Annotated in this window: 13 protein-coding genes; 6 read left to right on the forward strand and 7 right to left on the reverse strand. The window is 64.0% G+C overall.

All coding sequences use genetic code 11. The annotated features are described in order from the left end of the window. Window positions 1-5 precede the first annotated feature (5 nt). Together nuoM and nuoN are read left to right on the forward strand one after the other, a co-directional pair. On the forward strand, window positions 6-1,538 hold the full coding sequence (gene nuoM / locus ACODSK_RS14830) for an NADH-quinone oxidoreductase subunit M (RefSeq protein WP_489017086.1): 1,533 nt from the start codon (window positions 6-8) through the stop codon (window positions 1,536-1,538). Window positions 1,539-1,545: 7 nt separating this feature from the next. Beyond that, window positions 1,546-3,015, forward strand: coding sequence for an NADH-quinone oxidoreductase subunit NuoN (gene nuoN / locus ACODSK_RS14835; protein ID WP_489017088.1), 1,470 nt, complete (start codon window positions 1,546-1,548; stop codon window positions 3,013-3,015). Window positions 3,016-3,138: 123 nt separating this feature from the next. On the opposite strand, the gene ACODSK_RS14840 is transcribed toward nuoN, so the two are convergent. Then, window positions 3,139-3,417 carry an Ogr/Delta-like zinc finger protein gene (locus ACODSK_RS14840; protein WP_489017090.1) on the reverse strand — a complete coding sequence of 93 codons (279 nt, stop codon included), beginning with the start codon at window positions 3,415-3,417 and terminating at the stop codon, window positions 3,139-3,141. A 287-nt stretch (window positions 3,418-3,704) separates the two neighbouring features. Between ACODSK_RS14840 and ACODSK_RS14845 the strand changes: the two genes are divergently transcribed. Further along, window positions 3,705-4,088 (forward strand): helix-turn-helix domain-containing protein, encoded by a 384-nt coding sequence (locus ACODSK_RS14845; protein ID WP_489017091.1) that lies wholly within the window; start codon window positions 3,705-3,707, stop codon window positions 4,086-4,088. Here ACODSK_RS14845 and ACODSK_RS14850 read toward each other — a convergent pair. The 3 genes from ACODSK_RS14850 to ACODSK_RS14860 are packed head-to-tail and all read right to left on the reverse strand — an operon-like array spanning window position 4,083 to window position 5,084. Further along, on the reverse strand, window positions 4,083-4,433 hold the full coding sequence (locus ACODSK_RS14850; protein WP_489017092.1) for a putative holin: 351 nt from the start codon (window positions 4,431-4,433) through the stop codon (window positions 4,083-4,085). The genes ACODSK_RS14845 and ACODSK_RS14850 overlap by 6 nt on opposite strands. Further along, window positions 4,430-4,807, reverse strand: coding sequence for a head completion/stabilization protein (locus tag ACODSK_RS14855; RefSeq protein ID WP_489017094.1), 378 nt, complete (start codon window positions 4,805-4,807; stop codon window positions 4,430-4,432). The genes ACODSK_RS14850 and ACODSK_RS14855 overlap by 4 nt, the downstream gene beginning before the upstream one ends. Next, window positions 4,794-5,084 carry a helix-turn-helix domain-containing protein gene (locus ACODSK_RS14860; protein ID WP_489017096.1) on the reverse strand — a complete coding sequence of 97 codons (291 nt, stop codon included), beginning with the start codon at window positions 5,082-5,084 and terminating at the stop codon, window positions 4,794-4,796. Before ACODSK_RS14860 ends, ACODSK_RS14855 begins: the two co-directional genes overlap by 14 nt. 214 nt (window positions 5,085-5,298) lie before the next feature. Between ACODSK_RS14860 and ACODSK_RS14865 the strand changes: the two genes are divergently transcribed. Next, window positions 5,299-7,374 carry a TonB-dependent receptor family protein gene (locus tag ACODSK_RS14865; RefSeq protein ID WP_489017097.1) on the forward strand — a complete coding sequence of 692 codons (2,076 nt, stop codon included), beginning with the start codon at window positions 5,299-5,301 and terminating at the stop codon, window positions 7,372-7,374. A gap of 18 nt (window positions 7,375-7,392) precedes the next feature. Here ACODSK_RS14865 and ACODSK_RS14870 read toward each other — a convergent pair whose 3' ends face one another. After that, window positions 7,393-8,457 (reverse strand): AI-2E family transporter, encoded by a 1,065-nt coding sequence (locus ACODSK_RS14870; protein WP_489017099.1) that lies wholly within the window; start codon window positions 8,455-8,457, stop codon window positions 7,393-7,395. 254 nt (window positions 8,458-8,711) lie between these two features. Between ACODSK_RS14870 and trhP the strand changes: the two genes are divergently transcribed. Then, on the forward strand, window positions 8,712-10,028 hold the full coding sequence (gene trhP, locus ACODSK_RS14875; RefSeq protein ID WP_489017100.1) for a prephenate-dependent tRNA uridine(34) hydroxylase TrhP: 1,317 nt from the start codon (window positions 8,712-8,714) through the stop codon (window positions 10,026-10,028). On the opposite strand, the gene pvdQ is transcribed toward trhP, so the two are convergent. Beyond that, complete coding sequence (gene pvdQ, locus ACODSK_RS14880) at window positions 10,018-12,327, reverse strand: bifunctional acylase PvdQ (RefSeq protein WP_489017102.1); 2,310 nt, start codon at window positions 12,325-12,327, stop codon at window positions 10,018-10,020. The two genes, trhP and pvdQ, sit on opposite strands and share 11 nt — an antisense overlap. A 263-nt stretch (window positions 12,328-12,590) precedes the next feature. Here pvdQ and ACODSK_RS14885 point away from each other — a divergent pair, with 263 nt between their 5' ends. Further along, complete coding sequence (locus ACODSK_RS14885) at window positions 12,591-12,932, forward strand: fe2+ zn2+ uptake regulation protein (RefSeq protein WP_489017104.1); 342 nt, start codon at window positions 12,591-12,593, stop codon at window positions 12,930-12,932. A gap of 41 nt (window positions 12,933-12,973) precedes the next feature. On the opposite strand, the gene ACODSK_RS14890 is transcribed toward ACODSK_RS14885, so the two are convergent. Beyond that, window positions 12,974-13,162, reverse strand: a complete 189-nt coding sequence (locus ACODSK_RS14890; RefSeq protein ID WP_009401013.1) for a hypothetical protein — start codon at window positions 13,160-13,162, stop codon at window positions 12,974-12,976. Window positions 13,163-13,228: the final 66 nt, after the last annotated feature.

Below are 13,228 nucleotides of genomic sequence, written 5' to 3' on the forward strand. Positions count from 1 at the left end.
CCGTCATGATTTTGCCTTGGCTGATCCTGATCCCCTTCATCGGCGGCCTGCTGTGCTGGCTGGGTGAGCGCTTCGGCGCCACCCTGCCACGCTGGATCGCGCTGCTGACCATGTCCCTCCTGCTTGGTATCGGCCTCTGGCTGTGGGCCAACGGGGACTACACCCTCGCCCCTGCGCCTGGTGCCGAACCGCACTGGGCCGCAGAATTCAAGTTCCTCTGGATCGAGCGCTTCGGCATCAGCGTCCACCTGGCCCTCGACGGCCTGTCGCTGCTGATGATCCTGCTCACCGGCCTGCTCGGTGTGCTGTCCGTGCTCTGCTCGTGGAAAGAGATCCAGCGCCACGTCGGCTTCTTCCACCTCAACCTGATGTGGATCCTCGGCGGCGTGGTCGGCGTGTTCCTCGCCCTCGATCTGTTCCTGTTCTTCTTCTTCTGGGAAATGATGCTGGTGCCGATGTATTTCCTCATCGCGCTCTGGGGTCACAGCTCCTCCGACGGCAAGAAGACCCGGATCTACGCAGCGACCAAGTTCTTCATCTTCACCCAGGCCAGCGGCCTGATCATGCTGGTGGCGATCCTTGGCCTGGTGCTGGTCAACTTCAACAACACCGGCGTGATCACCTTCGACTACAGCCAGTTGCTGAAGGCCGAGCTGCCAGCCGGTACCGAGTACCTGCTGATGCTGGGCTTCTTCATCGCCTTCGCGGTGAAGCTGCCGGTGGTACCGTTCCACTCCTGGCTGCCTGACGCTCACGCCCAGGCACCGACCGCCGGTTCCGTCGACCTCGCCGGTATCCTGCTGAAGACTGCGGCCTACGGCCTGCTGCGCTTCGCCCTGCCACTGTTCCCGAATGCCTCGGCGGAGTTCGCGCCGATCGCCATGACCCTGGGCCTGATCGGCATCTTCTACGGTGCCTTCCTGGCCTTCGCCCAGACCGACATCAAGCGCCTGATCGCGTTCTCCAGCGTGTCGCACATGGGCTTCGTGCTGATCGGCATCTACTCCGGCAGCCAGCAGGCCCTGCAAGGCGCGGTGATCCAGATGCTGGCCCACGGTCTGTCGGCTGCCGCGCTGTTTATCCTCAGCGGCCAGCTGTACGAGCGCCTGCACACCCGTGACATGCGCCAGATGGGCGGCCTGTGGCACCGCATTGCCTACCTGCCGGCCATCAGCCTGTTCTTCGCCGCAGCCTCCCTCGGCCTGCCGGGTACCGGCAACTTCGTCGGCGAGTTCCTGATCCTGATCGGCAGCTTCGTCAGTGCCCCATGGGTCACCGTCATCGCCACCTCCGGCCTGGTATTCGGTTCGGTCTACTCGCTGATCATGATCCACCGTGCCTACTTCGGCCCGGCCAAGTCGGAAGAAGTCCTGGCCGGCATGGACAGCCGCGAAATGATCATGGTGCTGGGCCTGGCGGTCCTGCTGATCGTGCTGGGCGTCTACCCGCAGCCGTTCCTCGACACCTCCGCCGCCACCATGAGCGGTGTGCAGCAGTGGCTCGGCTCCGCCTTCACTCAACTCGCTTCGGCCCGGTAAGAGCGCTATGGACCTGACGATTCAACACTTTATCGCGCTTGCGCCACTGCTGATCACCACCATCACCGTTGTCGTGGTGATGCTGGCGATCGCCTGGCGCCGCAACCACTCGCAAACCTTCCTGCTGTCGACCGTGGGCCTGAACCTGGCCCTGCTGTCGATCCTGCCGGTCCTGAAAATCGTACCCCTGGCGGTCACCCCGCTGCTGACCATCGACAAGTTCGCCTGCCTGTACATGGCGCTGATCCTGGTCGCCACCCTGGCCTGCGTCACCCTCGCCCACGCCTACCTGGGTGATGGCGGCTCCGGCTACCCGGGCAACCGCGAAGAGCTGTACCTGCTGATCCTGATGGCTGCCCTCGGTGGCCTGGTACTGGTCTGCGCGCAACACCTGGCCGGCCTGTTCATCGGCCTGGAGCTGCTCTCGGTACCGGTCTACGGCCTGGTGGCGTACGCCTTCTTCAACAAGCGCTCGCTGGAAGCCGGCATCAAGTACATGGTGCTGTCGGCCGCCGGTTCCGCCTTCCTGCTGTTCGGCATGGCCCTGCTCTACGCCGACGCCGGCAGCCTGGCCTTCGACGCCATCGGCAAGGCCCTGGCCGCAACCAGCATGCCTAGCCTGATGGCCCAGCTGGGCCTGGGCATGATGCTGGTCGGCCTGGCCTTCAAGCTGTCGCTGGTACCGTTCCACCTGTGGACCCCGGACGTGTACGAAGGTGCTCCGGCGCCGGTGGCTGCGTTCCTGGCCACCGCCAGCAAGGTCGCGGTGTTCGCCGTGGTGGTGCGCCTGTTCATGCTCTCCCCTGCCGCCAGCAGCGGCGTGCTGACCACCGTGCTGTCGGTGATCGCCGTCGCCTCGATCCTGGTCGGCAACCTGCTGGCCCTGACCCAGAGCAACCTCAAGCGACTGCTCGGTTACTCGTCGATCGCCCACTTCGGCTACCTGCTGATCGCCCTGGTGGCCAGCAAGGGCCTGGCCCTGGAAGCCATCGGCGTGTACCTGGTCACCTACGTGATCACCAGCCTCGGCGCCTTCGGCGTGATCACCCTGATGTCCTCGCCGTACAACGGCCGTGACGCGGATGCCCTGTACGAGTACCGCGGCCTGTTCTGGCGCCGTCCGTACCTGACCGCAGTACTGACCGTGATGATGCTGTCCCTGGCCGGTATCCCGCTGACCGCCGGCTTCATCGGCAAGTTCTACATCATCGCTACCGGCGTCGAGTCGCAACTGTGGTGGCTGACCGGCGCCCTGGTGCTGGGTAGCGCCATCGGCGTGTTCTACTACCTGCGCGTCATGGTCACCCTGTACCTGATCGAGCCGAACCTGCGTCGCCACGATGCACCGTTCAACTGGGAACAGCGCACCGGTGGCGTCATGCTGCTGGCCATCGCCATCCTCGCCTTCGTCCTCGGCGTCTACCCGCAGCCGCTGCTGGACCTGGTGCAACACGCTGGTCTGCAACTGATCAGCTGAGCTAGCCGCTGAAACAAGACACCCCGCTTCGGCGGGGTGTTTTTTTTCCGGGGTCTGGTCAGGTTGCAACCGACCCGCTTCCAACGATAAACGAGCATCCCTTCTCCAACGACCCGGCCCCGATCAGAGGGCCACGCCCTCCTGCATCGGCATGACGCCGGTCACTGCTGGCAAGGCGGCGCGACGCAGCTCGCCGTCGGCGCTCGGCAAATAAACCTCGGGGTTGGGCATCCCGCTGGGCGACAACTCATGGGTCATTTCGAACTCGGCCCGCACCGACCAGCCACAAGCTTCGGTGGTGCACTGCAGGTAGGCCACCCGCAGGAAGATGTGCCGCCCTTCACTGGTACGAATACGCATCCGGCTTTTGCAGTGTGGGCAGACGAGCTTGTAAGTACTCACTGCTGACTCCTTGCCATCGGCACCAGGACCCGGAAGCAGCGCACAGCGCGTCTATGTCGGTAATTCATTCCTATTCCAATCTCCTGTAAGCTCAAAAATATTCAAATGAGGGAAATTTCCTATGATTAATCTGGAAATTTCCTACTTTTAATTTCCCCATACGAGTAGTGCTCGATGTTGCAAAGAGAGACAATGCGATCTGCATATTTTTTGCCGAACATTATATCAAGCACCCGACAGGATTACTCGTTATGAGTATTAATGGATTTTCTGAGGTACTTGCCCGCATGAAGCTGGTGACTCAGTCAACCACCGACTCCGGGCTATCAGCGTCTCTCGGGGTCAGTCCGCAGACTGTCAGCAGTTGGAAGGGCCGCGACAGCATTCCATACGCAATATGCGTAGACCTGGCCAACCAGTACGGTATTTCCCTCGACTGGCTGCTGGTCGGCGAGGGTCCGCGCCTGCGCGCTCACGCCCACCAGAATGTAAGCCCCTGTGCCGACCCGGACTGGGAAACCCGGCTGATTACCGAACTGCGCCTGCTTAGCCCACAGGACCAACGCGCAATTGCCTCGGCCATCGAGGAAAAACAGCGCTTGCGCAAGCTGGAACAGCAGGTCGAGGAAATCAGCAGCCTGCTACCCCAACAGCACAAGCCGGACTCATGAGCCACGCCAGCGCTGGATGATGTCGCGCAGATCCGCCCCATCCAGCCAGATCATCACCTTGATCACGATCGGGATGACCACCACCGCCCCGATGAAGGCCGCCTCGCCCCCCGAAAGAAAGGGGCCGATCGAACGCATCAGCGGCGTGAACAGATAGCCCACCCCCGCCGACAGCAACAGCGACCCGATACGTTGCCAGGCTTTCAGGAAACCCCGGGTGCTGGCCACCAGCCAGGCCCCCAGTACCGCCCCAAACACCACATCGCCGTCCACCGAGGGCAATGCAGCGGCAAGCCCCAGGCCGATGAACAAGGTGGAAAGAGTCGACGTCGTAGGATCGCTCATCGTTGACAGTCCTCCCCTGCTGCGTCGACGCACTCGACCTCGGTCAGGCCGGTGTCCAGTTCGAAGCGGGTCGCTTCCTTCAACGCCCGCCAGTACGACCGGGCCAGTTCGGAACACTCGCCCCGGGCCGCCAGGTCGAGCAACGTGCGATAGCCCTGCCCGCGCATCGCCCGGCGCCCCGCACAGAACTGCCTGGCCACTTTCGCCGCAGCAACTCGCGCACAGACCTCCAGGCGTGCCGCACTGATTTCGGCGCCCAAGCGCAGTTGCTCACGCAACAGGTGCAAATCGATCACCGGCCAGAAAGGGTCGCTGTCCACCAGGAAGCGACGCTCGTCGCTGCAGGGTGTCAGCCGCTGGTCAATGGCCCGCATCGGCAGCTCCCGTCACTCGCGGTGCCCCGCCATGGGCATGGAGAATGCCGTAGCGCAGTGCCTTGATCACTGCCGAGACACGGGAATTCACCGACAGCTTGCGCAGCACATTGCCGACGTGAAAATTCACCGTTGATTCCTTGCAGGCGAGGATCTGCGAGATTTCCCAGGAAGTCTTGCCGCAGGAGCACCAGTACAGCACCTCTTCCTCACGACGGGTCAGCGACGGCGGGTCCATGGCGACAGGTGTCGGGATGGCGGCGGTATGTGAAGGCATGGTCATTCTCCGGTACGGGATCCGGGAACGCCCCGGCTCGTTTGACGATGAGCAAACGATACGGACGGCCCCGCATGTCAGACCAGTCGCACTCCTTGTAACCAACATGCCTACAAAACTGCTGGACCTCTTCACTCAGAAAGTGGTGATTTAGCGGGCCTTTCGTTCGTCTGATCTCACATTGCCGCCAGACAAAACCCGTTGGAGTCGTACGATGCCGTCACCGCTGTCCCTGCGTTCATCCCTGTACCTGCTTGGTCTTGCCCTTGCCAACGGCGCGACTGCCCAGACCACCGATACCCTCGACCTCGGCCAGGTACTGATTCAGGAACAGGAGCAGGATGACCAGCAGGCCGCGCGGGAACGCCTGAAGGAGGTGCCGGGTGGCACCAACCTGGTGGACATGCAGCGGGTCGCCCAGGGCCGTGTCGCCAGCAACCAGGATGTGCTGGCCTACCAGCCCGGTGTGTTCGCCCAGTCCGCCGGCAACGATGGCATCCGCCTGTCGATCCGCGGCTCCGGCATCAACCGCGCACCAGGTGCCCACGGTTCCGGGACCTACGTGATGTTCGACGGCCTGCCCCTGACCGGCCCCGGCGGTACGCCCTACGAACTGTTCGAGCCACTGTGGCTGAGCCGTGCGGAGGTGCTGCGCGGGGCCAACGGTTTTGACCGCGGCGCCCTGGCCCTGGGCGGCGCCATCGATTACGTGACCCACACCGGCCGAGACGCCGCGCCCCTGCAACTGCGCTACGAACTCGGCAGTCGCGGCTACCAGAAACGCCATATCAGCTCGGGCCAGGTGCTCGGCGACCTGGACTACTACGTTGCCCTCACCGATAGCGAGTACGACGGCTACCAGGACCACAGCAGCGGCAGCAGCAAGGGCGTTGCGGCGAATGTCGGCTACCGCTTCAACCCGAACCTGGAAACCCGCTTCTACCTGCGCTACCGGGAAACCGAGAACGACCTGGCCGGTCGCCTGACCAAGGAGCAGATCAAGCACCACCCGCGGGATGCCAACCCCGGCTACCTGAGCCGCAACGACAGCCGTCCGCAACCCGGCGCGACCTGGCTGGCGAACAAGACCACCTTCTACCTCGACGATGATTCGCAGCTGGTCGCCGGCCTGGTCTACCACGACTTTCCGATGGATCTGCGCGAAGGTCCGATGCGTCTGAAGGTGGCCTACACCGATGTCAGCGGTACCCTGGATTACCAGCGCCGCCATACCCTGTTCGGTCACGACAGCAAGACCACCATCGGCTGGCGTACTACCAAGCACCTGCCCAATAGCGGTGCTTCGCAGTATTCGCGGGTGAACGATATCGTCGGGGCCAAGACCCGTGACTTTTCCTACCAAGGCTCGGACACCGTCCTGCATATCGGCAATGAACTGGAACTGATCCCCGACCTGTGGCTGACGAGCGGCCTGGCGGCGATCTATACCCGGCGGGAAAGCGATGTGACCTACAGCACGGTCACCTCAGGCCCGGGCGGCAAGGTCAGCATGAACGACTGGGACTACGCCCCGCGTTTGGGCCTGCGCTACGACCTGAGCCCGAGCCTGCAGCTGTACGGCAACATCAGCCGCTCGGTGGAACCGCCACACCCTTGGTCGCTGATCTGGAGTGCGCCGACCCAATACCAGCCGATCGAGCTGAAGAACCAGTCCGCCACCACCCTGGAACTCGGCGCGCGCGGCGACTCCGCCGTGGGCCGCTGGGACCTCACCTGGTATTACTCGGCGCTGCACAACGAACTGCTGATGGTGGAAACCCAGCCGCTGTTCCGCAGCGAAGTCAACGCCAGCCCGACCATCCACCAGGGCATCGAGGCCGGCCTGGAAAGCACGCTCTGGGAACGCGGCGACGTCGGCCGCCTGTCCCTGCGCCAGGCCTATACCTTCAATGACTTCCGCTACCGTGATGACCCGACCTTCGGCGACAACCGCCTGCCGGGCATCCCGATGCACTACTACCAGGGCGAGCTGCGCTTCGACCTGCCCCGCGGCTTCTACGCCGCGCTGAACACCACCATGGCCTCCAAGGTCCAGGTCGACTACGCCAACAGCTACGACGCCGACGCCTATGCGATCCTCGGCGCCTCCTTCGGCTACAACGCGCCGAAGGGCGACTGGCAGACCTGGATCGACCTGCGCAACCTGACCAACAAGCGCTACGCCGCCATCGTCGTGCCGGGCTACAACGACAACGGCGCGGACGTGGCGCGCTCGGTGCCGGGGGAAGGTTTCGGGGTCTACACCGGGGTGTCCTGGACCTTCCGCTGATCGCTGCGGCACACGGCCTCAAGGCGGCAATTGCACCTGGGGCCGGGTGCTGGTGAAGATCCCCCAACTGGACACGAACAGCGCCGCGATCAACGGTCCGATAACGAAGCCGTTGAGGCCGAACACCGCCAGACCGCCGAGGGTCGAGACCAGGATCAGGTAATCCGGCAGGCGCGTGTCCTTGCCCACCAGCAACGGGCGCAGCAGGTTGTCCACCAGGCCGATCACGCAGACGCCGAACACCGTCAGTACCACGCCCTGCCAGATCGCGCCGCTGAACAGGAAATACACCGCCACCGGACCCCAGACGATCCCCGCCCCCACTGCCGGCAGCAGCGACAGGAACGCCATCAGCACCGCCCACAGCAACGGGCTCGGCACATCCAGCACCCAGAAGATCAGGCCGCCCAGCGCGCCCTGGGCGATCGCCACCAGCAGGTTGCCCTTCACCGTGGCCCGCACCACCCGATTGAACTTCAGTTGCAGCCGGCGCTTCTGCTGCTCGGCCAGGGGGACGGCCTGGCGAATGCGCCGCACCAGTTCCGGACCGTCGCGCAGGAAGAAGAACAGCAGGTAGAGCATCACCCCGAGACTCACCAACAGGTCGAAGGTGCTCTGACCGAAGCTGTAGGCCTGGCTGGCAAAGAACTGACTGCCCTCCACCGCGCCCTTGGTGACCTTGTCGCGCAGGCCTTCCAGATCACCGATGCCCAGGCGCTCCAGGCCATGCTGGATGATTGGCGGCAGCACATCCTTGAAACGCTCGATATAGCCGGCGATATCCAGGTCGCCGCTTTCGATGCGCTTGTAGATCAGGCTGCCCTCCTGGACCAGCAGGCCGCTGACGATGATCACCGGCAACACCACGATCAGCAGGCAGGTCAGCAGGGTCAGCCCGGCCGCCAGGCCGCGGCGCTGGTTCAGGCGCAGCAGCAGGCGGCGCTGCATCGGTGCGAACAGCACACCGAGGATGACGGCCCAGAACACCGCGCCGTAGTACGGCAGGAGGATCCAGCCAAAGGCCACTGTCACCAGGACCAGCAACCCGATGAGGGTCTTTTTCTGCAATGCGGTTTCGCTCATTTCAGCCCTTTTTATCCGGCGTTGCTGACGGCCTCATCGCTGGCAAGCCAGCTCCCACAGGATTAGTGTCGCCGCAGACACTGTGGGAGCTGGCTTGCCAGCGATGAAGCCAGCAGCAACGACACCCATGTCATGGTCAATACAACGCTAACCATTAGTGCTGTGCGTCACGCAGAAAGTGCCATTGCTCCAGATCAATAAATCGCTGCCCGCCCTGCCGTAGCATCCCCGCCTTTTGCCCAAGTGCCCCGACCATGACCAAACCCGAACTGCTCGCCCCCGCCGGCACCCTGAAGAACATGCGCTACGCCTTCGCCTACGGCGCCGACGCGGTCTACGCCGGGCAGCCGCGCTACAGCCTGCGGGTGCGCAACAACGAGTTCGACCACGCCAACCTGGCCCTCGGCATCAAGGAAGCCCAGGCCCAGGGCAAACGCTTCTACGTGGTGGTCAACATCGCCCCGCACAACGCCAAGCTGAAAACCTTCCTCAAGGACCTGGAGCCGGTGATCGCCATGGCTCCGGATGCGCTGATCATGTCCGATCCCGGCCTGATCATGCTGGTGCGCCAGCATTTCCCGCAGATGCCGATCCACCTGTCGGTACAGGCCAATACGGTGAACTGGGCCAGCGTGATGTTCTGGAAGAGCCTGGGCCTGACCCGGGTGATCCTGTCCCGCGAGCTGTCCCTGGAGGAGATCGAGGAGATCCGCCGCCAGGTGCCGGACATGGAGCTGGAAGTCTTCGTCCATGGCGCGCTGTGCATGGCCTACTCCGGACGCTGCCTGCTATCCGGCTACCTCAATCGCCGCGACGCCAACCAGGGCAGCTGCACCAACGCCTGCCGCTGGAAATACAGCGCCAGCGAGGCGACCGAGAACGAAACCGGCGAGATCGTGCGCAGCTTCGAGCCGGAGCCGACCCTGGGCATCGGCGCCCCCACCGAGCAGGTGTTCCTGTTGCAGGAAAGCAATCGCCCCGACGAAGACATGCCGGCCTTCGAAGACGAGCACGGCACCTACATCATGAACGCCAAGGACCTGCGCGCGGTGCAGCACGTCGAGCGCCTGGCCGGGATGGGCGTGCATTCGCTGAAGATCGAGGGGCGGACCAAGTCGCACTTCTACTGCGCGCGGACCACCCAGGTGTACCGCCAGGCCATCGACGACGCGGCGGCCGGTCGCGACTTCGACCGCTCGCTGATGCTCGACCTGGAATCCCTGGCCCAGCGCGGCTACACCGAGGGTTTCCTGCGCCGCCATGTGCACGACGAGTACCAGAACTACCAGCGCGGCAATTCGGTGTCGGACCGCCAGCAGTTCGTTGGCGAGCTGACCGGCGAGCGGGTCGACGGGCTGGCGGAGGTCCAGGTGAAGAACCGTTTCGCGATTGGCGATCATCTGGAATTGATGACCCCGGGCGGCAACTTCCATTTCGACCTGACCCAGTTGCGCGATCGCCAGGGCAAGCCGCTGGAGGTCGCGCCCGGGGACGGCCATGTGGTCTACCTGCCCGTACCCGAGCAGGCAGACCTGGCCTACGGCCTGCTGATGCGCGACGTCAACGGCTGACGGAAGCCGACGCCGGCAAAGGCTCGCGGATCACCTGGGAGCGGTACTGCGGATCGGCCTTGATCTGCGCCTCGGTGAACGGCGTCGGGTGCCATTCCTTGGCCGAGAAGGCGCGGGTCTGGTCGCTGCCGTGGGGCGACGCGGCCTCGCTGGACTGGGAGAACACCAGCAGGCCCTCGGCCTTCGGACCCTGGTCGTCGAAGGTCACCAGTTGCAGGTAGCTGGTGCCGCTGACCACCCGGCGCTTGCCCGGCGCCGCGTCGACGCTCTGGATCGCGTTGTAGACCCCGAGATTGGCCGGACCACCGTGAATCGGCGTGCCATCCGCCGCCTGCTGGATCTGGCCCCAGCGCAGCGAGTCGTCGGCCCCGGCCACCCGTGCCGCCGAAGCCAGTGCCGCCTCGCGCAGCATCTTCGCCACGGCGGCACGTTCCCAGGCCAGGCCGCGCGGGGTGTACAGCGGGTCGGCGGGATTGAAGGCCACCCGCCAGAAACCGCCCTTCTCCTGCAGCGTCTGGACGATGATCTGGAAATGCACCAGGCCCAGGCCGCTGTCCAGATTGGCGTGACCGTCCCATTTGCCCAAGGCGTCGCACACGGCTTTCAGGCGGGCATCATCGCCAACCCCGGCGCACCACTTGAGCAGGTCCGGCAGCAGCACGTCAGCCAGATAGACCTGGTCGCCCATCACCATCTGCTTCAGGTCCTCGGCCGCCAGCTTGCCCGGCTGCTCCAGGCGGGTCAGAGCAAAGCGTGCACGTGGGCCGAGGGGGATTCCGTCGCGACTGATCAAGGGCGAGAAGCCGGTCAGCGGCTGCGCCGGGTTGACCAGCCAGGCCGTGTCGTTGGCGTGCTGGACAAAGTCCTCACGACTCAACTGCGGCTGCATCTGCGCCGGGAAGATGCCCGGCTGCACGGCGCGCGGATCGACCTTCCAGTCGCAGGCGCTGCGCGAGCCGTCGAGGACGATGGTTTCCAGGCCGACCTTGGGGTCGCTGCAACGGCCCAGCAACTCGGCATCGACGTAGGGCACCACGGACTGGTTCAGGTACAGGGCCTGGCCACTGGCATCGGTGGCCAGGGTGTTGACCCAGGGGATGCCCTGCAACTGCTGCACCGAGGCCTGCAGCGCGGCCAGGCTGTCGGCCTGGTTGAGGGCATGCCACTGCTGCAATACACGGGTGTTGCCGAGGTTGGCGTCCTGCACGCTGAAGGCGACGCTCGACGTCCAGTCCAGACGCCCAGGCCACTGCACCACCGGACCGAAACGGGTGCTGAACAGCTCGCGGCTGATCTCGCGCAATTGCCCGTTGTCGTCCTTGACCGTGACCTTGAGTTGCTGGCGGTCCATCGGCAACGACTGGCCGTCGAACAGGTAGCGGGTCGGGTCCTTGGGGTCCAGTTGCAGGCGATGCAGGGTGAAATGCCGCGAGGCATCCACGGTGTGGGTCCAGGCCAGGTGGCGGTTGAAACCGATATTCACCACCGGCAGGCCCGGCAGCGCCGCGCCCATCACATCGAGCTGGCCGGGAATGGTCAGGTGCATCTGGTAGAAGCGCATGCCGCCATTCCAGGGGAAATGCGGGTTGGCCAGAAGCATCCCGCGCCCGGAGGCCGAGCGCTCGCTGCCCAGGGCCACGGCGTTGCTGCCACGCTCAAGGGCAAAGCGCTGCTGGTTTTCCAGGGCGATGCGGAAGTCCTGCGGGTCATGCCGGGCGACCACATTCGGCGGCGTGGCCCCGGCCACGGCGTCGGCAAACTGGCCGACCCCGCCCTCCACCAGCAAACGGCGGGTCAGCTTGACCAGATCGAAGGCGGTGATCGGCCGTAGCCATTCGGCTTGCTGGCACTCGGCGGGCAATCCTTGTTCGCGGCGCTCGGCCAGGGCGCGGTTGAACCCTTGGGCATAACCTTCCAGCAGCGCCTGGATCGGCGCCGGCTGGGCCTGCCAGAAGGCGGAAACCGCCTGCGGCGTGTTCAACCAGGTGAAGAACAGGTCGCTGGCGAGGTTCTTGCGCTGCTCCAGGGTGCGCTGCTGCGGCCCGAAGTAGCGCGAGCGCTGGCCGTTGACCGTGACCACTTCATTGGCCAGCAGGCACAGGTTGTCCTGGCCGTAGACATAGCCGATGCCATAGCCGATGCCACGGTCGTCGCGGGCGAGGATATGCGGCACGCCGAAGCTGGTGCGACGGATCTCGGCGGAAATTTCCCCGGGATTGTCCCGGGCCTGGGCACACAGGCCGACACCGGCCAGCAGCATGGCCAGGCAGAGTTTGCTGGGAGAAGAAATGGCGATCACTGGAACTCCTGCCGGATCAGGATATTGAGGGCATCCTGAAAGAACGAAGTTCAGATGAAAAATTTACGGTAAAGGGGTGGCTGCTTCGTTACAGGTAGGAAGACGGATTTTTTTTCCGCGAAAGTTGCAGATTTGTCGTTCTCATTCGTCTTATAGATTGGGAGCGTCATTTGAACGCAGGACAGACAAGCTCTGGAAAGGGAGTTTTTCATATGTACAACCAGCAACCGCAACCACCCCAGCCACTTCGCTACAGACGAAAGATGAACGCCACACTACAGGTCAAGAACGAGTCCCCGGAAACCGAGGAACGCGCCGGCAATGAACAGATCCGCGAATTGCTGCGGGTATTCGGCCTGCGCACCAGCCTGATCCGCCTCAAGGTGATCGACGCCTTGCACATGGCCGATCGCGAGGGACGCGCCATTGGCGTGCGGGGCATCCACAGCCAACTGGAGAAACTCGATATCCCGCTGTCATTCCTCAGTGTGCGCGAAGTGCTCAAGCGCCTTTGCGTCGAAGGCGTGATCAACATGGGCAGCGACAAATGCTACAGCCTCAACCCGCAGGCCCGCGCCGTACTGGAACAGGCACCGTCACGTTGAGCGACCGGCCGGCGATCCGCCGGCCGCCCTGTTCATCCCCGTCAGGGTTTGACCTTGCGCCGCAGAATCCCGTTGATGACCACGAAAACCACCGCCAGGCCCATGGCGATGTACTGGAACATCTGCTCGGTGATCACACCCTGCTTCTGCAGCCACGACAGGCCCAGCATGGCGGCCAGCAAGACCAGGGTCATCAGGATCGAGTATTTCAGGCGTTGCCCTTGAGTCATTGGAAAATCCTTGCGACAGCGATGGTAAAGGCCGATAACTGGCCGGGCGCCATGATACATCGCAGC

It is taken from the genome of Pseudomonas sp. FG98 (assembly GCF_057808595.1).